The organism is Streptomyces sp. NPDC093018 (assembly GCF_040684035.1).
Classification (GTDB): domain Bacteria; phylum Actinomycetota; class Actinomycetes; order Streptomycetales; family Streptomycetaceae; genus Streptomyces; species Streptomyces murinus.
This window is the reverse complement of the sequence record NZ_JBFBFF010000010.1, coordinates 112,926-130,985: the sequence shown is the minus strand read 5'-3', so window position 1 is coordinate 130,985 and position 18,060 is coordinate 112,926. Positions and strand designations below refer to the sequence as shown.

General features: G+C 74.0%; 15 protein-coding genes and 6 tRNA genes. 9 read left to right on the top strand and 12 right to left on the bottom strand.

Translation table 11 applies throughout. The features are described from left to right. Positions 1-178 precede the first annotated feature (178 nt). Positions 179-250: transfer RNA gene (locus AB0N90_RS22870), tRNA-Val, on the bottom strand. An 84-nt stretch (positions 251-334) separates the two neighbouring features. Then, positions 335-730 carry a TIGR02611 family protein gene (locus AB0N90_RS22865; RefSeq protein WP_365199338.1) on the bottom strand — a complete coding sequence of 132 codons (396 nt, stop codon included), beginning with the start codon at positions 728-730 and terminating at the stop codon, positions 335-337. A 190-nt stretch (positions 731-920) separates the two neighbouring features. Between AB0N90_RS22865 and AB0N90_RS22860 the strand changes: the two genes are divergently transcribed. Next, on the top strand, positions 921-1,334 hold the full coding sequence (locus AB0N90_RS22860; RefSeq protein WP_004002642.1) for an SsgA family sporulation/cell division regulator: 414 nt from the start codon (positions 921-923) through the stop codon (positions 1,332-1,334). 307 nt (positions 1,335-1,641) lie between these two features. Further along, positions 1,642-2,202 carry a CGNR zinc finger domain-containing protein gene (locus tag AB0N90_RS22855; protein ID WP_365199335.1) on the top strand — a complete coding sequence of 187 codons (561 nt, stop codon included), beginning with the start codon at positions 1,642-1,644 and terminating at the stop codon, positions 2,200-2,202. A gap of 112 nt (positions 2,203-2,314) precedes the next feature. Here AB0N90_RS22855 and AB0N90_RS22850 read toward each other — a convergent pair whose 3' ends face one another. Together AB0N90_RS22850 and AB0N90_RS22845 are read right to left on the bottom strand one after the other, a co-directional pair. Next, entirely contained in the window at positions 2,315-2,467 is a 153-nt protein-coding gene (locus tag AB0N90_RS22850; RefSeq protein WP_164932512.1) for a hypothetical protein, read from the bottom strand. Between the two features lie 164 nt (positions 2,468-2,631). Continuing rightward, complete coding sequence (locus tag AB0N90_RS22845) at positions 2,632-3,105, bottom strand: hypothetical protein (RefSeq protein ID WP_365199333.1); 474 nt, start codon at positions 3,103-3,105, stop codon at positions 2,632-2,634. A gap of 283 nt (positions 3,106-3,388) precedes the next feature. Here AB0N90_RS22845 and AB0N90_RS22840 point away from each other — a divergent pair, with 283 nt between their 5' ends. Next, positions 3,389-3,913 (top strand): DsbA family protein, encoded by a 525-nt coding sequence (locus tag AB0N90_RS22840; protein WP_365199330.1) that lies wholly within the window; start codon positions 3,389-3,391, stop codon positions 3,911-3,913. A gap of 49 nt (positions 3,914-3,962) precedes the next feature. Here AB0N90_RS22840 and AB0N90_RS22835 read toward each other — a convergent pair whose 3' ends face one another. The 3 genes from AB0N90_RS22835 to AB0N90_RS22825 form a co-directional block, all read right to left on the bottom strand. Next, positions 3,963-4,790, bottom strand: a complete 828-nt coding sequence (locus tag AB0N90_RS22835; protein ID WP_365199327.1) for a GNAT family N-acetyltransferase — start codon at positions 4,788-4,790, stop codon at positions 3,963-3,965. 424 nt (positions 4,791-5,214) lie between these two features. Continuing rightward, positions 5,215-6,039 (bottom strand): aminotransferase class IV, encoded by an 825-nt coding sequence (locus AB0N90_RS22830; protein ID WP_093680667.1) that lies wholly within the window; start codon positions 6,037-6,039, stop codon positions 5,215-5,217. Next, positions 6,036-7,091, bottom strand: coding sequence for a chorismate-binding protein (locus AB0N90_RS22825; RefSeq protein WP_365199324.1), 1,056 nt, complete (start codon positions 7,089-7,091; stop codon positions 6,036-6,038). The genes AB0N90_RS22830 and AB0N90_RS22825 overlap by 4 nt, the downstream gene beginning before the upstream one ends. A 177-nt stretch (positions 7,092-7,268) precedes the next feature. Here AB0N90_RS22825 and AB0N90_RS22820 point away from each other — a divergent pair. From AB0N90_RS22820 to AB0N90_RS22800, 5 genes are all read left to right on the top strand, one after another. Beyond that, positions 7,269-7,341: transfer RNA gene (locus AB0N90_RS22820), tRNA-Gly, on the top strand. 38 nt (positions 7,342-7,379) lie between these two features. Further along, positions 7,380-7,453, top strand: a tRNA-Cys gene (locus AB0N90_RS22815). A gap of 1 nt (position 7,454) precedes the next feature. Next, a tRNA-Val gene (locus tag AB0N90_RS22810) sits at positions 7,455-7,526 on the top strand. A gap of 49 nt (positions 7,527-7,575) precedes the next feature. Next, positions 7,576-7,647: transfer RNA gene (locus AB0N90_RS22805), tRNA-Val, on the top strand. A 29-nt stretch (positions 7,648-7,676) separates the two neighbouring features. Then, positions 7,677-7,748 (top strand) — tRNA-Val (locus AB0N90_RS22800). A gap of 52 nt (positions 7,749-7,800) precedes the next feature. Here AB0N90_RS22800 and AB0N90_RS22795 read toward each other — a convergent pair. Further along, positions 7,801-8,133 carry a zf-TFIIB domain-containing protein gene (locus tag AB0N90_RS22795; RefSeq protein WP_301491732.1) on the bottom strand — a complete coding sequence of 111 codons (333 nt, stop codon included), beginning with the start codon at positions 8,131-8,133 and terminating at the stop codon, positions 7,801-7,803. A 102-nt stretch (positions 8,134-8,235) separates the two neighbouring features. After that, positions 8,236-9,126 (bottom strand): aminoglycoside phosphotransferase family protein, encoded by an 891-nt coding sequence (locus tag AB0N90_RS22790; protein ID WP_365199321.1) that lies wholly within the window; start codon positions 9,124-9,126, stop codon positions 8,236-8,238. Positions 9,127-10,168: 1,042 nt separating this feature from the next. On the opposite strand from AB0N90_RS22790, the gene AB0N90_RS22785 reads away from it, so the two are divergent. Next, positions 10,169-11,590, top strand: a complete 1,422-nt coding sequence (locus tag AB0N90_RS22785; protein WP_365199319.1) for a protein kinase — start codon at positions 10,169-10,171, stop codon at positions 11,588-11,590. Positions 11,591-11,602: 12 nt separating this feature from the next. On the opposite strand, the gene AB0N90_RS22780 is transcribed toward AB0N90_RS22785, so the two are convergent. The 3 genes from AB0N90_RS22780 to cobT form a co-directional block, all read right to left on the bottom strand. Then, positions 11,603-12,421 (bottom strand): RNA methyltransferase, encoded by an 819-nt coding sequence (locus tag AB0N90_RS22780; protein WP_093681345.1) that lies wholly within the window; start codon positions 12,419-12,421, stop codon positions 11,603-11,605. Between the two features lie 89 nt (positions 12,422-12,510). Further along, a complete protein-coding gene (gene cobA / locus AB0N90_RS22775; protein WP_365199316.1) occupies positions 12,511-13,743 on the bottom strand; it encodes a uroporphyrinogen-III C-methyltransferase in 1,233 nt (410 codons plus the stop codon). A gap of 155 nt (positions 13,744-13,898) precedes the next feature. After that, complete coding sequence (cobT, locus tag AB0N90_RS22770) at positions 13,899-17,906, bottom strand: nicotinate-nucleotide--dimethylbenzimidazole phosphoribosyltransferase (RefSeq protein WP_365199314.1); 4,008 nt, start codon at positions 17,904-17,906, stop codon at positions 13,899-13,901. Positions 17,907-18,060 lie beyond the last annotated feature (154 nt).

The following is an 18,060-nucleotide window of genomic DNA, read 5'->3' as shown; positions in this document are numbered from 1 at the left end:
ACGGAATTCCGCGCTCCAGGCGCGGCGCGCGGGAAAGTCCGCGGCTTTCCGGAAAACCCGGATACTTTCGGCCAGTTGTACGTGACCGGAACTTCTCCCACCGGGTGACGGTTCGTCATGGCTTACGAATACGACGACGGCCCATCCGCTCTTTCGCGGATGGGCCGTCGGTCCGGGGTGGGCGATACTGGGTTCGAACCAGTGACCTCTTCGGTGTGAACGAAGCGCTCTCCCACTGAGCTAATCGCCCGGGCACAGGAAGAAGATTACCCCATGTCAGGCGGTGCCTTCGACCAGCGGCCCGCCGGTGCGGGCGCGGGGTGGCGCGAGCGGCTCACCGGCCCTTGATCTTCCAGGGCGGCACGAGTCCGAAGCGCCAGAAGTAGATCGTGCACAGCACCACGATGATCACCGCTCCGGTCACGGTCAGCGCGATGTTGCGGCGGCGCACCGCGGGATCGAGGGCGCGCTGTGCCGCCTCGGTGACCTTGCGTTTGGTCCAGCGGAGCACGACCTGGGCCCAGACGAACTCGGTCGCCCAGATCGCCATGCCCGCGAAGATCACCACCCAGCCCGGTCCGGGCAGCGCGAGCATGGCGACGCCGGCGATCACGACCGCGAGGCCGATCACGAAGACGCCGGCCTGCCAGCCGCGGTGCAGCAGTCTGCGCGCCTTGATGAATTCCGGCGCGCGGGACCCGAGCCCAGGGTGGTCACTCCCCGTATTCATACCGACAACGCTACCCGAGTGATTCACATCACCGGAATGGTCGTAGATCCGGTACGAGTTCTCGGCCGGAAGAGTGTCGTAAACGCACGCAAAACCCTCAGAGGGGTTTACAACGGCACCGTAGGTGGCATGTCGATTTCGCCGACGTGCGAATCCCCGAGCGCACACTGAGCGAAAGGCCCTGGCGCTTATGAACACCACGGTCAGCTGCGAGCTGCACCTGCGCCTCGTTGTGTCGAGCGAGTCCTCCCTGCCTGTCCCCGCAGGCCTGCGGTACGACACGGCCGACCCCTACGCCGTGCACGCCACCTTCCACACCGGAGCCGAGGAGACCGTCGAGTGGGTGTTCGCCCGCGACCTCCTCGCCGAGGGGCTGCATCGGCCCACCGGAACCGGAGACGTCCGCGTCTGGCCGTCCCGCAGCCATGGTCAGGGCGTTGTCTGCATCGCCCTCAGCTCCCCTGAGGGGGAGGCCCTGCTCGAGGCGCCCGCACGGGCCCTCGAGTCCTTCCTGAAGCGAACCGACGCCGCCGTGCCGCCCGGCACGGAGCACCGGCACTTCGATCTGGACCAGGAGCTCTCCCACATCCTGGCGGAAAGCTAGCCCGCCCTTCTGAGCAGCCCGGCGCCGTCCACTCGGGGAGACGGCCTGGGCCAGGACAACCGCATACGGCACGGGCCGGCGCCGTCACCGTGAGCGCTCACGGAACGGCGTCGGTCCGTCCGCGCGCGTCCGCGTGTCGCCTGTGGCGGCCCGGAGCGGGCGTACGGCGGCCTCCGGGAACCCCGGGGGCCCCGGAGGCGTTCCACCGGCAGTCGGGCCGGACAAGGCCCGTGCGGTGGGCGCGTTGTCGCTACCATCGGCCAGCATCGGCGGGCGCCTGCCCGACCCCCAGGCCAGGGAGCGAAACGTGCTGATCACCCATGACACCCGGTGCGCCCTCGACACCGTGGTGGACCTGGTGAACACCGCGCCGGAGGACGAATCGGCGCCGGAGGGGCTGCCCGATGTCCCGGCCCTCGCGGAATTCGTACGGAACCACGAGGTCAGCGATGTCGGCGTGATGTCCTCCGCCGACCTCTCGGCGGTGCGGGCGGTCCGGGCGCGGTTCGCGGCGATCTTCGCGGCCCCGGACGCCAGGAGCGCGGCCGGGCTGATCAACGAGCTGGTCGCGGCGGCGAGCACCACCCCGCGGCTGACCGATCACGACGGCTACGACTGGCATGTCCACTACTACGCCCCGGGTTCCTCCGTGGCCGACCACCTCGCGGCCGACTGCGGCATGGCCCTGGCCTTCTTCGTCGTCGCCGGCGAGGAGGAGCGGCTGCGCCGCTGCGAGGCCCCGGACTGCCGCCGCGCCTTCGTGGACCTCTCCCGCAACCGCTCCCGCCGCTACTGCGACAGCCGCACCTGCGGCAACCGTCTGCATGTGGCCGCGTACCGGGCGCGCCGGAAGGAGGCGACCGGCTGACCCGGTCTGGTCCGAGCGGGTGAATCCGACCCCGGCCGGCGCCCCTGTCGACGGCGGCGGTGCTCGGGCGACGTCGGTCCCGGCGGGTGGCGCCGGGACGGACGTGTACGGCTCACAGCAACAGCAGATCGTGCAGCGCAGCCATGAGGATCAGACACCCGATCACCGCAAGGAAGATCATCAGCGGTGGCTGGGAAAGGGCGAAGAGGCACCCGCGCGGCTCGTCCTTCGGCGGCGCGGCCTCGCTCTGTGTCGTATCCAGCATCTCGCGGCCGATGATGGCGTACCCGGAACCCCGTAAGCGATCAAGACGCACGATCTTGCGGGAGTTCGCCGAATCCCATGATCTTGCTTCCGGCTCGCTTCGGCTGGTGAACGAATCAGGACGTCCGCGGACCCACTGTGACGATCCGGCGAGTCATGTGACTGTCATATGCCGTGCTTCTTGAGGATCGCCTCGATGTCGCTGAAGTCGTCGCCGGACGCCGGGCGCTTGCCTTGGCCCTGCGGCTGTCCCTGCGGCTGTCCCTGCGCCGCTCCCTTGTCCCGGCCCTGGCGCAGGGCCGGGGTGGCGGAGGCGGGTGCCGTGGTGCCCGGGCGTATCGAACCGGTGCCGGCCGCCGCGCCGCCTTCCGCGCCCGCGCCGGTCCTGCGGCGCTCCACCGCGCGGGTGGTGGCGAACAGCAGCCAGGCCCCAGCCAGCACGCCGAAGCCGGCCCAGGCGGTGGGGCTGAGGGCGGTGTCCGAGAGCCAGCCCACGACGCCGGTCATCACCAGGCCGACCGGCACCAGCGAGTAGGCCGCGATGCGGGCGGCCGCCAGGAAGCGTCTGCGGTAGGCCGTGACCACCGCGATTCCCAGGCCCGCCGCGGACACGGCGGAGCAGACTGTCTCGGCGATCATCCGGTCCTCCAGGCGGGCTCGGTCGGGTGGCAGGCACGTACGACGGAAGCGGCACCACGGCCGGGCCGACGTGCGCTTCGTCCCTTCCATCCTGCACCGCCCGCCCCCTGCGGGGCCACGGCCCCGGCCACAGATCAGGGTGATCTCCGGGTCGCCTCCTCCTCGGGTGCCGGTGGCGGGGCACGCGAAGGGGGGCGGCGGTGCCGAACCCCTACGGGGCGCCGCGGACGCGTGCCCAGGTCCGGATTGGGGTGGTCGTGGCCGGCCTGGGAGACTGGGGCGTATGAGCGACTCCTCCCCCGTGCGCGCCGACGCCGTCGTCCTCGACGTCTGGTGCGAACTCCAGTGCCCCGACTGCCGTACCGCCCTCGACGACGTGCGCGCCCTGCGCGCCCGCTACGGCGACCGGCTGGACGTACGGCTGCGGCACTTCCCGCTGGAGCGGCACAAGCACGCCTTCGCCGCCGCGCAGGCCGTCGAGGAGGCGCTGGCGCAGGGCGACGGCTGGCCGTACGTGGAGGCCGTCCTGGCGCGGGTCGACGAGCTGGGCCGTACGGGAGAACCCCTCCTGGTCGAGGTGGCCCGTGAACTCGGTCTGGACGCCGAGGAATTCGACACCGCGCTGATCGACGGCCGGCACATCCTGATCGTCGACGCCGACCAGGCCGAGGGCAAGGCGATCGGCGTGACCGGCACCCCGACGTACGTCATCGGCGGCGAGCGGCTGGACGGCGGCAAGAGCCAGGAGGGGCTGCGCGCCCGGATCGAGGAGATCGCGGACCGGCTGCTGGCCGAGCAGGAGGGCTGAGGCCCTCGGGTACGGGTAGGCGGGGCGGCACCGTGCGACGTCGCCCCGCCTACAGCAGTGGCTTCGCCAGGGAGTACGTCACCGTCTCGTAGCCGAGCGACTCGTAGAGCCGCTCCGCCGGGGTGTTGCCCGCGAACACGTTGAGGCCGAGGAGCGGTCGGCCGGATGCCAGTGCCTGGCGTTCCGCGAGGAGCATCAGGGCCCTGCCGTGCCCCCGGCCGCGCTCGGCAGCGGCGGTCTCGACGTCGTACACGTACGCCTTGTCCTCCCGCAGGGCCAGCCACAGGGTGCCGACCCGGGTTCCGGCGCGTTCCAGGACGCTGAGGAGCATGCCGTCGGTCACGAGGCCGTGCGGCAGCAGCCGGGCCTGGTCGTCGTGGGCCTTGGCGCGGGCGACGGTCTCGGGGACGCCGCGCTCGGCCCAGTTGCGGGCGTAGCGCTCGTGCTCGCGGGTCTGCCAGGCCGCGAACTCCGCCTCGGTCATGGGCCGTTCGCGCAGATCCGGCGGCAGTGCGGGCGGGGCGGCGGCAAGGCGTTTCTCCATGCCCCGGTTGCGGAGGGTGTAGCCGAGGGCGTCGAACAGCCGTAGCGCGCCGTCCGCCGAGGCCGCGGGTACGACGGTCTCGATCTGCCGGCAGCCCCAGCCGCGCGCCACCTCCTCCGCGGCGAGCGCGGCGATCGTGCCCCGGCCGCGGCGGCGGTCCCCCTCGGCGATCCGCAGTTCGTCGATGCGGCCCACCGTGTCCCCGAGGGTCGGCGAGGTGCCGAGGCGGATCTCGCCGACGGGACGGCTGTTCACGCACACCTGGTAGCGGCGCGAACGCGTGCCGTCGGGGTGCTGCTGAAGCGGCTCGGCCGGCCGCAGGGTCGTGGTCATCACAGCTGTTCTACCCACGTGTTCTCCCCACCGCACGGGCCGGGTCAGCCGGTTCGGGCGGTTCACCGGGAGTCGGGACCAGGGCCGCGGCCGGGCGGCGAGGCCGGGAGCCGGGGCCAGGGCTGGAGTCGGGAGCCGGGGCCGGGACAGAGAGTCGGGGCCAGGGCCGACCGGGAGCCGGGGCCGGGCGGCGAGGCCGGGAGCCGGGAGCGGAGCCGGGGCCGACACAGGGCGGCGGGGCCGAGAGCCGAGGCTGGGACCAGGGCCGGGAGCCGGGGCGGGGCCAAGGCCGGCCGGAAGCCGGGGCCGGGCGGCGAGGCCGGGAGCCGGGAGCGGAGCCGGGGTCGTGCGGAATGGCCGGGCGGCAAGGGCCGTCCCGGGACGGCGGGACCTCGCCGCACGCCCCGGCGGATCGGTCGGCGTGTCAGCGCGGGTCGAGGTCCTGCCCCGACCGCTCCTCGAAGATCCGCATCGCCTTGGCGGTCACCGGGCCCGGTGCGCCCGGGAGTTCGCGGTCGTCCACCCGGTGCACCGCCTGGATGTCGCGCAGGGTGGAGGTCAGGAAGATCTCGTCGGCGCGGTCCAGCACGTCGAGCGGGAGGTCGGTCTCCGTGGCGCCGGTCCATTCGACGGCGAGGGCCCGGGTGATGCCGGGAAGGCAGCCCGAGGAGACCGGCGGGGTGTGGATCTCGCCGTTCAGGACGACGAAGACGTTCGAGCCGGTGCCCTCGCACAGCTGGTCGACCGTGTTGGCGAACAGGGCCTCGGAGGCGCCCCGTTCGTGGGCGCGGGCGAGGGCGACGACGTTCTCGGCGTACGAGGTGGTCTTCAGGCCGGTCAGCGCGCCGCGCTCGTTGCGGGTCCAGGGGACGGTGATCACGGCCGTGCTGTCGGGTCGGCGGGCGGTCTCGCCGAGGGCGACCACCAGCGTCGGGCCGTGCTCGCCGCGGTCGGAGCCGAGCGGGCCGTGGCCGCCGGTGTAGGTGATCCGCAGCCGGCCGAGCGGCATCGGGTTGGCCGCGAGCACGGCGGCGCACGCCTCGCGGATCTCGTCGTGGTCGGGGTCGGGCAGCCCGAGGCCCCGGGCCGAGCGGGTCAGCCGGTCGAGGTGCCGGGTGAGCGCGAAGGTGCGCCCCTCGGCCGCCTTCACCGTCTCGAAGATGCCGTCGCCGACGGTCAGCCCGTGATCGAACACGGAGACCCGGGCGGAATCCGCGTCCCGCAGCCCGCCGTCCAGCCAGATCCTCATGCGCACGCCTCTCCACTCGCCTCGTACGACCCCGACGCTACCGCGAGCAGCCGGGACGCCTTCAGTTCGGTCTCCCGCCACTCCCCCTCCGGGTCCGACCCCCAGGTGATCCCGGCGCCGGAACCGAAGCGCAGGACGCCCTCGGCGCGGTCGATCCAGAAGGTGCGGATGCCCACGGCCAGCTCGGCGGTGCCCCGGTCGGCGTCCACCCAGCCGATGCCCCCGCAGTAGGGGCCGCGCGGTACCGGCTCCAGGGCCTCGATGATCCGCAGGGCGCTGGACTTGGGCGCGCCGGTCACGGAGCCGGGCGGGAAGGCGGCGCCGAGCAGCTCGGGCCAGCCGGCGTCGGCGCGCAGTTCGCCGCGGACGGTGGAGACGAGGTGGACGAGCCCGGGGTGCTTCTCCACGACGCACAGGTCGGGGACGGTGACGCTGCCGGTGGCGCAGACGCGCCCGATGTCGTTGCGGACCAGGTCCACGATCATCACGTTCTCGGCGTAGTCCTTCTCCAGCAGGTCCGCCTCGGTGCGGCCGGTGCCCTTGATGGGGCCCGACTCCACGGTGCGGCCGGAGCGGCGCAGGAACAGTTCCGGGGAGGCGGTGGCGATCTCCACGCCGTGCGCGGGCAGCCGGATCGTTCCCGCGTACGGCGCCGGGTTGCCGCGGGCCAGCAGGGCGGTCAGGGCGTCCACGTCGGCGTCCGGGGCGATCGGCGCGCTGAGCACCCGGCAGAGGTTGGCCTGGTAGACCTCGCCGGCCGCTATGTGGGCGCGGATGCGGCGGACGGCCGCGGTGTAGGCGGCGCGGTCCAGGGAGGTGGCCCAGTCTCCCACCGCGGGGCCGTGCCAGCCGCCGGGCGCCGGGGCGGGCACCGGGGCAGGTCGTACGTCCGCGAAGCGTGCGCAGGTCAGACGGCCCTCGAAGTCCGCGCACACGGCCCAGAAGCCGGTGGACTCCAGGGCGGCGGGATCGCTGGTGACATCGAGGAGGCCGGTGGCGAGTCGGTCGCCGAAGCGGGCCAGAGGGGGAAGGCCAGGAGCATGGTGGAGCACGTGCCCGAGTCTAGGTGGGTGTCCCGGAGGTGACCCGGGGATGTCCCGGAGGGGCCCCTGACCACCGGGTCCGCCGGGTGCACCGCAGCACGCTGCGCAAACGCGTTTTTGTACTGGCCCGGGAATCCGCTAGAGTTCAACACGTCGCCGGGACGCGGAAGCGGACCGAAACGACAAGCGGACGTAGCTCAGTTGGTAGAGCGCAACCTTGCCAAGGTTGAGGTCGCGAGTTCGAGCCTCGTCGTCCGCTCGAAGGAAGAAGGGGTCATCCCGATCCCCTACACTCCTGGTGGAGTGGCCGAGAGGCGAGGCAACGGCCTGCAAAGCCGTCTACACGGGTTCAAATCCCGTCTCCACCTCCAAGGACGATTAGCTCAGCGGGAGAGCGCTTCCCTGACACGGAAGAGGTCACTGGTTCAATCCCAGTATCGTCCACTGGATCCCCGGTCCGTCCGGAGATCCCGGGTCTCTCGAAGACCACCCCGCGCGATTAGCTCAGCGGGAGAGCGCTTCCCTGACACGGAAGAGGTCACTGGTTCAATCCCAGTATCGCGCACTGACCGTGATCCCCGGATCACTGTCCGCGGACGATTAGCTCAGCGGGAGAGCGCTTCCCTGACACGGAAGAGGTCACTGGTTCAATCCCAGTATCGTCCACACACCGAGAAGCCCCCGGCCGTTCCCACGGCCGGGGGCTTCTGCGTGGGCCTCAGCTGGAGAACAGCATGTGCGTGAAGCTCCGGTGGTGGCGATCGTGGTGGCCGTGATGACCATGATGCCCGTGCTCGTAGTGCCCACCGCCGTGACCGCCGCCATGGCCGCCGTACGGGGCGCCCCAGGCGGGCGCGGACGGGGCCGGGTAGCCCCCCGGGGCGGCGGGCGGGGCCGGCGGGACGGGCTTGGACCACTGGGACTCCACCTGGGTCAGCGCCTCCAGCTCGCCGTAGTCGAGGAAGATGCCGCGGCACCCGCCGCACTGCTCGATCTGGACGCCGCTGCGGTTGTACGTCTGCATGGGTGCGTGGCACTTCGGACACTGCATCGTCGGCTCAACTCCTCGCCGGTCGGTACTGCTTGGTGGTTCCCCAGCACAGACTCCGTTTCACCGCTCCGTGGTTGCAATGTTTTTACGGAAGCCTCCGGGTCACCGTGCGGGCATGCGGGCGCAGGCGTCGACGACGGCCTGCTCGATCTCGTCCAGCGGGCGGTCCGCCGCGAGCGCCTTGGTGATCGCCAGGGCGGCCGTCTGGACGGTGAGGGCGCGGGCCGGGACGTCCAGGGCGGGCCAGGGGTCGCCGGTCGCGGGCACGGCGGGGCCGTTCGCCTCCTGGTAGGCGGTCAGGAAGCGGGTCCACTCGGCGGGCGGGAGGAGTCCGCAGGCGTACCAGGCGGCGGGGCGGGCGAGGTCCCAGGCGGGGACGCCGAGTCCCAGGTCGTCCACGTCGATCAGCCGCCAGGGGCCGTCGGGGGCGGGGTGCCGGACGAGTTGGCCGAGGTGGAGGTCGCCGTGGCAGAGGAGGGCGGGGCCCGGCATCGGGGCCTGGGCACGGGCCCAGGCGGGGAGGGCGGACCAGGCGTCGAGGACGGGGCGGGCGGCGGGGTGCGGACGCACGCGGACGGCGGCGCGGAGCCGGGTGACGGCGCGGGCGGCCTTGGCGGGGCCGCGCATCGGGGGCGGCGCCGGGTGGGGGGTGCTGTGGTGCAGCCGGGCGAGGAGAGTGGCCACAGCTTCCCAGGGGGCGGCGCTGGGGGTGTCGGGGTCCACGGGGGTGCCGTACGGCCAGGAGGTGACCAGGCGGTCGTGCAGTTTCTCCGCGGTGGGGGTGAGCGGGGGCAGCAGGATGCCGGACAGCCCGGCGGCCGTTTCGAGGCGCCGGGTCAGCTCGGCGGGGTCGGTGCCGGGGGCGTGGGCCTTGACGACGGTGTCCCCGAGGCGGAGGACGGTGGCGTCGGGGCGGTCGGCGAGGGTGGTGGGGGCACCGGCGGGGGCGCCTGGGGCGCTGATGTGTGCCGTGAGCGCGGGGAGGATGGTCACGGGGCCTTCGGGTGGTCGGGGGTGAAGTGAGGGGTACGACGGTGGAGTGGAGGGTGCCGGTTCCGGTGCGCGGGCGGCCCATGGCGGGGCCGCGCCCGGCGGCACAGCGCACCGCGCCCGGAAAACGGCGATGCCGGCGCAGCTCCCCAGCTGCGCCGGCATATGTGCCGTCCGCCGCACCCCCGTCCCCACGGGGTTTCATGGATGGATGTCCCCGCCCGAACCGCTCTTTCGGGCCTGGGGTCGCCGCTCAGCGCCCCAGCATCGCACCCACGGACGACGCCTGTGTGGCCACCGTCTCCCAGCCGTCGAAGACGAGCAGGAGCAGGGCCGCCAGGGGAAGGGCCATGAGTGTCGCCACCAAGGGGTGGCGGCGACCCGCGCGGCGGGGTGCGAACGTGGGACGTCGCGGTGCCGGGTGGGTCATGGTCCCTCTCCTGACCGTCTCGTGTTGTCCTTGTGGCTTCTCTTCACAGCGGCGGGTGTCCGACCTCGGGGGACGAGCGCTGCACCCGCCGCTTGACCTCAAATCTAGGCGCGGGGCCCGAACCGGGCGTCATGCCCTCGTACCGATTGGCGGGCCTCCCGGAGGATGAGCCCCCGGCCGCGGTCTACTCCCCAGGGTGGAGAGCCGGTCCCGGGTCTCGGGGTCATCCCTGAGGGGTGGCCCACCGTGTCGGGCATGTCGGATGCGGGCGGCGCCCCGGAACGCGTGACTTCGATCACTCGGGACGGTCATGGGACGGCTGCCGGGCGCGGTCCGGGTGCCGGTCGGCGACGGGTGGGACGGGGTGTCCGCGGTGGGGCGCGGGAAGGGCGGAGAGGAAGGCGGCCCCTGGTCGCGACGGGGTCAACGTCCCCTCGGTCGCGCCCGGTTGACGGTGACGGACGGTCAGGAGGGCGGCGGGCGCTGCCGTCCTGACCGTCTCTCACCTCACCGGCGTGGCGCGCACAATCCGTCGCGCCGAGAGGGCGCGGCCTCTGCGCGCGGGCGGCCCGGGAAACGTAAGCTGTGCCACGTCAGAGGGACCGGGCAGCGGGGATGAACATGGCGATGATGCGCCTGAGGCGCGAGGACCCGCGCGTCGTCGGCTCGTTCAGGCTTCACCGACGGCTCGGCGCGGGCGGGATGGGCGTGGTCTACCTCGGCTCCGACAAGAAGGGCCAGCGGGTCGCGCTGAAGGTGATCCGGCCCGATCTCGCCGAGGACCAGGAGTTCCGCTCGCGTTTCGCGCGCGAGGTCTCCGCGGCCCGCCGTATCCGGGGCGGTTGCACGGCCCGGCTGGTGGCCGCCGACCTGGAGGCCGACCGCCCCTGGTTCGCCACCCAGTACGTCCCCGGGCCCTCGCTGCACGACCGGGTCGCCGACGAGGGCGCGCTGCTCGCGGCCGACGCTGCGGCGATCGGCGCGGCGCTGTCCGAGGGCCTGGTCGCGGTGCACGAGGCGGGGGTGGTCCACCGGGACCTGAAGCCCTCCAACATCCTGCTGTCCCCCAAGGGGCCGCGGATCATCGACTTCGGCATCGCCTGGTCCACCGGCGCCTCCACCCTCACCCATGTGGGCACCGCCGTGGGCTCCCCCGGCTTCCTCGCGCCCGAGCAGGTGCGCGGCGCCGCCGTCACCCCGGCCACCGACGTCTTCTCGCTGGGCGCGACCCTCGCCTACGCCTCGACCGGCGACTCCCCCTTCGGACACGGCAGTTCCGAGGTGATGCTGTACCGCGTGGTGCACGAGGAGCCGCATCTGCACGGTGTGCCCGACGCGCTCGCCCCGCTGATCCGGGCCTGTCTCGCCAAGAACCCCGAGGACCGGCCCAGCACCCTCCAACTGTCGCTGCGGCTCAAGGAGATCGCGGCCCGCGAGGCCCAGGGTCTGGGCGAGGTACGGCCGCCGTCCCCGCGCGCGGCGGAGGCGGACCGGCCCACCGGGCGGCTCGTCGACACCTACCCCGAACCGGGGCGTGCCGCGCGCCGCCAGGCTCCCGGCACACCGCTGCCGCGCGGCGCGGGCCCCCGGGGCGGGGTGCCCTCGCGGGGCGGTTCACGGGCCGGCGGCGCTCCCTCGCGTCCGGGGGCGGCGCGGCCCGCCCCCGAGCAGCGGGGCGGTGGCCCCCGGTCCACCGGTGGCAGCCGTCCCGGTGCCCGCGGCGGTGCCCGGCGTCCGGCGCCGCGCACCACGAAGACCGGGCTGCGCCCCGCCAACCCCCGCCTGCTGCGTCAGCGCCTCACCGTGTTCTTCGTGGTGACCCTGCTCGTGGCCCTCGGTATCGCCCTGGCCCAGGGCTGCCAGGGCCCGGCCCGGGGGCTGGGCGACGGGTTCGGGGGCGCGTCCGGCGGGAGCGCCGGGACGGACGTACGGCAGTCGCAGCAGCTGTCGGCCGAGCGCGCGCGAGCGGCCGGAGACGAGCGGCCGTACGACGACCCGTACGGGTCCTCCCCCACCCGGCGCGGCGCCGGAATCTAGGGGAGTCCCCGGTCAGGGCCGGGGTCGTCCCGTCGCCACCGCGTAGAAGGCGACCGCGGCCGCCGCGCCCACGTTGAGCGAGTCGACGCCGTGGGACATCGGGATGCGGACCCATTCGTCGGCGGCGACCAGGGCCTGCCTGGACAGGCCGCCGCCCTCCGCGCCCAGCATCAGCGCGACCCTGTCCATGGTGTGCGGGGCGGCCTCGTCCAGGCTGCGGGCCTTCTCGTCCGGGGTGAGGGCGAGCAGGGTGAAGCCGGCCTCACGGACCTGCTCCAGGCCCTTCGGCCAATTCTCCAGGCGGGCGTACGGCACCGAGAACACGGCGCCCATCGACACCTTGACGCTGCGCCGGTACAGCGGGTCGGCGCAGTCGGGCGAGAGCAGCACGGCGTCCATGCCGAGGGCGGCGGCGGAGCGGAAGATGGCGCCGATGTTGGTGTGGTCGTTGACCGACTCCATGACCACCACGCGGCGGGCGGAGCCGAGCAGTTCGGCGGCGGTGGGCAGCGGCTTGCGCTGCATGGAGGCGAGGGCGCCGCGGTGCACGTGGTAGCCGGTGACGCGCTCGGCGAGTTCGGGGCTCACGGCGTAGACGGGGGCGGGAAGTTCGTCGATGACGTCGCGCATGACGTCGATCCACTTGGCCGAGAGCAGCATGGAGCGCATCTCGTAGCCGGCTTCCTTGGCCCGGCGGATGACTTTCTCGCCCTCGGCGATGAACAGGCCCTCGGCGGGCTCGCGCTTGCGGCGCAGCTCGACGTCGGTCAGGTCCGTGTAGTCGGCGAGGCGCGGGTCGTCGGGGTCCTCGACGGTGATGAGATCGGCCACAGGGTGATACTGCCTTGTCCTGGGTGTGGTGCCAACGGCTGGGTAGAGGTGCGTTACCCGAGGTTACGCGTGATCAAGGGGGTATTCGGTCAGACGGTCCGGTCGGGGCCCTCGGTCACGACCGCGCCGATCACGATGACCGCCGGGGGCTTCACGTCCTCGGTGCGGACGGTCTCGGCGACCGTGGCGAGGGTGGCGTCGACCCGGCGCTGCGCGGCCGTCGTGCCCTCCTGCACCAGGGCGACCGGGGTCTCGGGGGCCTTGCCGTGCGCGACGAGCGTCTCGGCGATCTTCCCGATCTTGTCGACGCCCATCAGGATCACCAGGGTGCCGGTGAGCCTGGCCAGCGAGGGCCAGTCGACCAGCGAACGCGCGTCGTCGGGGGCGACATGGCCGCTGACGACCGTGAACTCATGGGCGACGCCCCGGTGCGTGACCGGGATGCCGGCCGCGCCGGGCACCGAGATGGAGCTGGAGATGCCCGGGACGACGGTGCAGGGGATGCCGGCCTCGGCGAGCGCCTGGACCTCCTCCATGCCCCGCCCGAAGACGAAGGGGTCGCCGCCCTTGAGCCGTACGACCGACTTGCCCTGCTTGGCGTGCTCGATCAGCGCGTTGTTGATGGCCTCCTGGGCCATGTAGCGGCCGTACGGGATCTTCGCCGCGTCGATCACCTCGACATGCGGCGGGAGTTCGGCGAGCAGGTCGCGGGGGCCGAGCCGGTCGGCGATGACGACGTCCGCCTCGGCGAGCAGCCGACGGCCGCGGACCGTGATCAGATCGGGGTCGCCGGGGCCGCCGCCGACGAGCGCGACGCCGGGGGCGCGGGTGCGGTGGTGGGGGGCGACGAGGGTGCCGTCGCGCAGGCCCTCGACGACCGCGTCGCGGATGGCGGCGGTGTGCCGGGGGTCGCGGCCGCGGGCGTCCGTGGTGAGGACGGCGACGGTGACACCCTCGCTGGTGCCGGTCGCGGGGGTCCAGGCGGTGGCCCGGTCGGCGTCGTCGGAGCGGACGCACCAGACGCGGTGCCGCTCGGCCTCGGCGGAGGCGGCGGTGTTGGCCTCGGGGTCGCTGGTGGCGATGAGCGCGTACCAGGCGTCGGCGAGATCGCCGTCCGTGTAGCGCCGCCGGTGCCAGGTGAGCTCGCCCGCGTCCGCCATGGCCTCGACGGAGGGGGTCGCCTCGGGGGAGACGAGCACGATGTCCGCGCCGGCCGCGATCAGGGCGGGCAGCCGACGCTGGGCGACCTGTCCGGCGCCGAGGACGACCACGCGGCGGCCGGAGAGGCGCAGACCTACGGGGTAGGCGGGGTGTTCGGCCATGGCTCCTCCGGGGGCGTTGTGGTGGCCCTGACGTGCGGATTTTACGGTGACGGAGGGCGGTGGCGGGACGGGTGTCCGGGGGGTGGGCAGGGGCGGCCCGGTGGGTGGGCACAACCACCCACCGGGCCGCGCCCGGGACCGCGGTGCCGTAGCACCTACTTCTCGGTGACTCCCGCCGAGTCGAACGTGGCCACCTCGTGCATCGCTCTCGCCGCGCTCTGCACCAGCGGCAGGGCGAGCAGGGCGCCGGTGCCCTCGCCGAGGCGGAGGTCGAGGTCGACCAGGGGGCGCAGGCCCAGCTTGTTGAGGGCCGCGACATGGCCCGGCTCGGCGCTGCGGTGACCGGCGATGCAGGCCGCGAGGACCTCGGGCGCGATGGCGCGGGCCACCAGGGCCGCGGCACCGGCGCTCACGCCGTCCAGGATGACCGGGGTGCGCAGGGACGCGCCGCCGAGCAGCAGGCCGACCATCGCCGCGTGCTCGAAGCCGCCGAGGGCCGCGAGGACGCCGATGGGGTCGGACGGGTCCGGCTGGTGGAGGTCCAGGGCGCGGCGGACCACCTCGGTCTTGCGGGCCAGCGTCTCGTCGTTGATGCCGGTGCCGCGGCCGGTGACCTCGGCCGGGTCGGTGCCGGTGAAGACGGAGATCAGCGCGGCGGACGCGGTGGTGTTGGCGATGCCCATCTCACCGGTGAGCAGCGCCTTGTTGCCGGCCGCGACCAGATCGCGGGCGGTCTCGATGCCGACCTCGATGGCGGCCTTGGCCTCCTCGCGGCTCATCGCGGGCCCCGCGGTCATGTCGGAGGTGCCGCCGCGGATCTTGCGGGGCAGCAGTCCGGGGGTGGCGGGCAGGTCGGCGGCGACGCCGACGTCCACGACGCACACCTCGGCGCCGACCTGGGCGGCGAAGGCGTTGCAGACCGCACCCCCGCCCAGGAAGTTGGCCACCATCTGGCCGGTGACCTCCTGGGGCCAGGGGGTGACGCCCCGGGCGTGCACACCGTGGTCGCCCGCGAAGATGGCGACGGCCGCGGGCTCCGGGATCGGCGGCGGGCACTGCCGGGACAGGCCCGACAGCTGCGCGGAGATGATCTCCAGCATGCCGAGCGCGCCGGCCGGCTTGGTCATGCGCTTCTGTCGCTCCCAGGCCTCACCGAGGGCCTTGGCGTCGAGCGGGCGGATCTGGGCGACGGTCTCGGCAAGCAGGTCGTGGGGTTCCTCTCCGGGCAGGGCGCGGCGGCCGTACGTCTCTTCGTGCACCACCCAGGACAGGGGGCGTCGCTTGGACCAGCCGGCCTGCATCAGCTCGGGCTCGTCCGGGAATTCGTCGACGTACCCGACGCACAGGTAGGCGATGACCTCCAGGTGCTCGGGCAGGCCGAGGGCCCGCACCATCTCGCGCTCGTCGAAGAAGCTGACCCAGCCTACGCCCAGACCCTCGGCGCGGGCGGCGAGCCAGAGGTTCTCGACGGCGAGCGCGGCGGAGTACGGCGCCATCTGGGGCTGGGTGTAGCGGCCCAGGGTGTGCCGGCCGCCGCGGGTGGGGTCGGCGGTGACGACGATGTTCACCGGGGTGTCGAGGATGGCCTCGATCTTCAGTTCCTTGAACTGCTTCGCCCGGCCCTTGGGCAGCGACTTCGCGTACGCCTCGCGCTGGCGCACGGCCAGTTCGTGCATGGTGTTGCGGGTCTCGGCGGACCGGATGACGACGAAGTCCCAGGGCTGCGAGTGGCCGACGGAGGGCGCGGTGTGCGCGGCCTCCAGGACGCGGAGCAGCACTTCGTGCGGGATGGGGTCCTTGCGGAAGCCGTTGCGGATGTCGCGGCGCTCGCGCATCACCTTGAGCACGGCCTCGCGCTCGGCGTCGTCGTAGCCGGGGGCGGCGGGTCCGGTGGGCCCCGGCGCGGGCGCCGGTGCCGCCTCGGCCGGGGTCTCCCCCTGCTCGGCGGCGGGCTCCGGGACCTCGGCGTGCGGCAGGGCCTCGGCCTCCCGGGGCGCGGGCACGGTGGCCCCCGCCGCAGGTCCCTGGGCGGGCAGCACGAGGGGGTGCGGCGGGGTCGGCGCGAGATGCGGCGCGCTCGGCACCTGCCCCTCCACCGGCACGAACTCCCCGAGCGGCTGCTCGGGAGCCGGCTCCGGGAGGGCCCCGGGCGACTGCTCGGCGGGAGCGGGCCGCACGGGGGCGTCCGTCGGCACGGCGCTCTGCTGGGCCGGGGCCTCGGCGGGCATCTCGGCCGGGGCGGGCAGCGGAGCCTCGACGGGTGCCGGGACGGCCTGCGGCTGCTCGGCGGCGGGGGCGACGGGTGCGGGGGGTGCGGCGGGTGCCGGTTCGGCGACGGCCTGCGGCTGCGCGGCCTCGGCCGCCACGGCGTTGACGTCTGCCTGCGGGTCCGCGGCTACGGCGGCTACGGGCGCAGGGGTGACGTCCGCGGGCTGCTGGGGCGCGGGTACGGCGGGGGCGCCGGCCGGAACGGGCTCGGCGACGGGAGCCGCCTGGGCCACCACCGGGTCCTGGGCCACCGGCTGCGCCTCAGGCTCCGGCTGCTGCTGGACGCCGGGCACGGCCGGGGCGTCCTGAACGACGGGCTCCACCGGCTGCGGGCCTTGGACCTGCTGGGCGTCCGGGGCGAGGGCGGCGGGCACTTCGACGGCCTCGACCGGCTGGGCCTGCTCGACCGGGACGGCCACGGGCTGGGCGGGCTGAGCCGCCTCGGCGGCGCCGGGCTGGACCGGCTGGATCACCTGGACGGGCTCGACGGCGACAGCTTCGACGGCGACGGGCTCGACCGGCTCGGTGGCCTGTACGGCCTCGACGGCCTCAGCCGTGACCGGCTCGACCGACTCGATCGGCTCGTTCTGCTGGACGGCCTCGGCGCCAGGAGCCACGGCTTCGGGAGCCTGCTGGACGTCCGGCACCGGGACGGCGACGGCCTCGACCGGCTGGGGCGACTGGGGCTGCTGGGCTGCCTCGACCGGCTCGGCCACCTGCACCGGCTCGACGGCGACCGGCTGAACGGCCTCGGCGACCGGCGCGGCGGCACCGGGAATCCGAGCCTCGGTCGGCGCGGGCGCGTCCGCCACGGGAGCCGCCGCCTCGACGGCCTGCGCTTCCTGGACCGGCGGCACGGGAGCGGCCGCTTCCGCGACGGCCTCGACCACCTGGACGTCCGGCACCGGCACGGGCTCCGCGGCGACCGGCACGCTCTCCGTGCCCTCGGCCGCCAACTGCTGGGAAACCTCGGGTCCCTGCGGAACCTGCGGCGCCCCCGCGCCATCCTGACTGTCGAGGGGCCGCGGACCGTCCTCATCCTGTACGGCCTGCTCGGGGGCGGGCGCCTGCGCGGCGACCTCACCGGCGGCGGTCTCCGGCGTTCCGGCGAGCGCCGGGTCAACCGTTTCGGCGACCGGCACCTGCTCTGCGACCGGCACCTGGGGCGCCTCCCCGGCGACCGGCTCGGCGACCGCCACGGCCCCCGCGCCCGGCGCCTCAGGAACGACGACGACCGCGTCCGGAGCCGTACCCGGCGCCTCGGCGTCGGCGGCCACGTCGGCGATCGGCTCCGGCGCCTCGACGGCGACCGGTACGGCCTCGGCCGCGGCCACCGGCACGCCGATCACCTGCACGGCGACCTGTCCGGTCTCCGCCACGCCCGGCAGCTGGGCCGCGTCCGGGGCGGTCTCCACCGCGCCCGGTGCCTGGCCGATGACCGGCGCCGTCACGGCCGTACCCGCCGGGGCCGCGCCCCAGGGGGCCGCGCTCTGCGGGCCCATCTCCCTCAGCGGCTGGGCGTCGAGGTACTCGGGGCCGCGGTCGGCGAGGGTGCGGACCGGTCCCGCGGAGGTGTCGGGGATGGGCGGGCCGAGGTGCAGCGGACGGCGCGGCGCCGAGGTCTCCTGCGCGGACGGGAGGCGGACGCCGCCCAGGTCCACGGAGCCCGTGTCATGGCCGGAGGCCTCGTGCAGGGTCTCGACCACCGGCTCCGGAGCGGGCGGTGGCACTTCGTTGCCCCATGCGCCCTGGGCGCCCGGCAGCAGCAGGTCTTCGTCCTCGGCGGGGGCCTCGGAGAGGTAGGTGTACGCACCGTGCGCGGTGACGCCCGGCTGCTCCACCATGCCTGCGCTCTCCGGCTGTCCCTCGCCCGGGACCTGGCCGGTGTCGGTCATGCGTACCCCTCGCCCCATCGGTTAGTGCTCCTACGACCAGCTCACCCGGAACGGCACACCGACCGCCCCATAGTGAAGAACGAGCGTCCGTGCCCAGCGGCACGAACGACCCGCCGGAAAAGGCGACAAAGCCATTCAGTGGCATTGTCCCGGT

Excerpts from the sequence above, each read along its gene's own strand:
- AB0N90_RS22845 (WP_365199333.1), bottom strand. The coding sequence starts at position 3,105 with ATGATCGCCGAGACAGTCTGCTCCGCCGTGTCCGCGGCGGGCCTGGGA.
- AB0N90_RS22795 (WP_301491732.1), bottom strand. The coding sequence starts at position 8,133 with ATGCAGTGTCCGAAGTGCCACGCACCCATGCAGACGTACAACCGCAGC.
- AB0N90_RS22835 (WP_365199327.1), bottom strand. The coding sequence starts at position 4,790 with ATGACCACGACCCTGCGGCCGGCCGAGCCGCTTCAGCAGCACCCCGAC.
- AB0N90_RS22840 (WP_365199330.1), top strand. The coding sequence starts at position 3,389 with ATGAGCGACTCCTCCCCCGTGCGCGCCGACGCCGTCGTCCTCGACGTC.
- AB0N90_RS22850 (WP_164932512.1), bottom strand. The coding sequence starts at position 2,467 with ATGCTGGATACGACACAGAGCGAGGCCGCGCCGCCGAAGGACGAGCCG.
- AB0N90_RS22860 (WP_004002642.1), top strand. The coding sequence starts at position 921 with ATGAACACCACGGTCAGCTGCGAGCTGCACCTGCGCCTCGTTGTGTCG.
- AB0N90_RS22830 (WP_093680667.1), bottom strand. The coding sequence starts at position 6,039 with ATGAGGATCTGGCTGGACGGCGGGCTGCGGGACGCGGATTCCGCCCGG.
- cobT (WP_365199314.1), bottom strand. The coding sequence starts at position 17,906 with ATGACCGACACCGGCCAGGTCCCGGGCGAGGGACAGCCGGAGAGCGCA.
- AB0N90_RS22865 (WP_365199338.1), bottom strand. The coding sequence starts at position 730 with ATGAATACGGGGAGTGACCACCCTGGGCTCGGGTCCCGCGCGCCGGAA.
- cobA (WP_365199316.1), bottom strand. The coding sequence starts at position 13,743 with ATGGCCGAACACCCCGCCTACCCCGTAGGTCTGCGCCTCTCCGGCCGC.
- AB0N90_RS22785 (WP_365199319.1), top strand. The coding sequence starts at position 10,169 with ATGAACATGGCGATGATGCGCCTGAGGCGCGAGGACCCGCGCGTCGTC.